This window comes from Microbacterium sp. Bi128 (assembly GCF_918698205.1).
In genome coordinates, this window is the sequence record NZ_CAKKMM010000948.1 from 1 (window position 1) to 2,007 (window position 2,007).

Annotated in this window: 2 protein-coding genes; one reads left to right on the plus strand and one right to left on the minus strand. The window is 64.3% G+C overall.

Translation table 11 applies throughout. From position 1 onward, the window contains the following. Positions 1 to 548: ABC transporter substrate-binding protein (locus LQV45_RS28360; RefSeq protein WP_230010280.1), on the minus strand; the 548-nt coding region annotated here is incomplete at its 3' end. A 239-nt stretch (positions 549 to 787) separates the two neighbouring features. Between LQV45_RS28360 and LQV45_RS28365 the strand changes: the two genes are divergently transcribed. Further along, the coding region (locus LQV45_RS28365) for a hypothetical protein (RefSeq protein WP_230010283.1) at positions 788 to 2,007 on the plus strand (1,220 nt) is incomplete at its 3' end.

Genomic DNA, 2,007 nt, shown 5'->3' on the forward strand with positions numbered 1-2,007 from the left:
GTGTACCCCTTTTCCGTCCAGAGGCTCTTGCGGTAGAAGAAGCCCCAGGGGTAGTTGTAGTTCGGGATCAGGTACATCTTGCCGTCGGCTCCGGTCGAGGCCTTTTTTAGGGCATCGGAGTAATTTCCGCCGACCTTTTCCCAGACGTCATCGATCGGGGCGAGCAGCCCCTTGCCGGCGTAGTACTGCATGCGGTACCCGGCGAACCAGGTGAACGAATCGTCGGGGCTGCCCTGGAGGTAGGTGTTGATCTTGTTCTGGAAGTCGTTGTGCGCCACCACGTTGGTGGTGACCGCGATGCCGGACTTCTTCTGGAAAGCGTCGGTCACCGCCTTGTAGGCAGCCTTGGGGACCTCGTCGGAGGACCCGGAACCGAACGTGGCCGTCTTGGCGCCGCCGCTGGCAGGTGCGCTGCCGCCCGTGCAGGCCGAGAGCAGGGGAATGCCGGCCATCGCGACTGCTCCGGCGCCGAAGGTCTTCAGCAGCGTCCTCCGGTCCCACCCGCCTCGGCTGGAGGCCCGGAGCAGTGCGTCTTCATGCATGGTCATAATTTCTCCTTTGAAATAACGCGGGTGGAGTGAAGCAGCTCACATCATTAGCTATCATAATCGCACAATAAGGAACGTCAAGTAGCAAAAAAGAACATTTTGACGCGCATGGCCGGACCCGTCCGTTGACTTAGGGCGGGACCGCTCTTAGCGTTAAGCCCCTCAGGGTGCCGATGTGGTCCGCCGGTTGGCGGTGGCGCCCGGAACCGCGGATACATGGCGAAAACCCAGGTGCACCCATGAAGATCAAGTCCACAGCCGCCGCCACGCTGCTCGTCCTGCTGTTCCTGGGAGGACTGCTCGGCGGCCCGTCCGCGTCCGCGCCGGCGTCGTCCGAGGGCACCACGTACTACGTGAGCGCCGACGGCAGTGACGCCAACGGCGGGACGTCGCCGCAGTCAGCCTGGGCGACGCTCGACAAGGTCAATGCCACTGCGCTTCGGCCCGGGGATTCGGTCAGCTTTCGCCGCGGAGACATCTTCTCCGGCGGCCTTGTGGTCGGCCAGAGCGGCACCAGCCGGCTCAAGGTCACGCTGAATGCCTATGGAAGCGGCGATCCGCCCGTCGTTACGGGCGGACTGGCAGGAACGTGCGTCAAGCTCGACGGCGACTACATCGCCGTTGACGGCCTGCGGGCGGAGTCGTGCGGCTATGCGGGCTTCAGCATCTACGGCGACCACGGCTCCGTGCGGAACTCCGCCGCCAGGAACAATGCCGCGGGCATCAAAGTGAGCGAGGGCTCCGACTTCGGCACCTATACCAACAACACGCTTGCCGACAACAACATCATGAACGTCAATACGCCGGGGGAGCTGTGCGGCACCGCCACGGCCCTGAAGTGCGATGACGACTCGGGCGCCTTTGGCTTCCTGATCAACGGCAGCGACAACGAGTTCGCCAGCAACACCGTCACCGGCTCCACCGCATTGTCCTACGACTTTGGCCACGACGGCAGCGCGTTCGAAATATTCAACGGCAACCGGAACAGGATCCACCACAACGTGGCCGTGGATAACAACGTCTTCTCCGAACTGGGGCGCGGGAAGGGCGGAACTGCCGACGGCAACACGTACAGCTACAACCTGGTCCGGTCCACCTGCGGCCCCAACTGCTCCCAGGCCATGGGGCTGATCGCGCGCGGCAGGACGTCCTCCTTCGGCCCGACCAACGGCACCACGTTCGAATACAACACCGTGTGGCTGGACGGCGCGGACTCCCAGGCTCTGGTCTGCCACGCGTCGTGCCCGGCCTCCACCGTCGTCAGGGGAAACATCCTGGTGGCCGCCCGCAACGCGCTGTGGATGGACGGCGCCGGCTGGACCGAGCAGGAAAACGTCCTCAACGGGCCCACGAACATCAGTCCCAATGCCACCTCCACCACCGAGCCGGCCGACTTTGTCAACGCACCCGCCGATCTCCACCTCTCTGGCGCGAGCCCGGCCATTGACCGGGCCGGGGT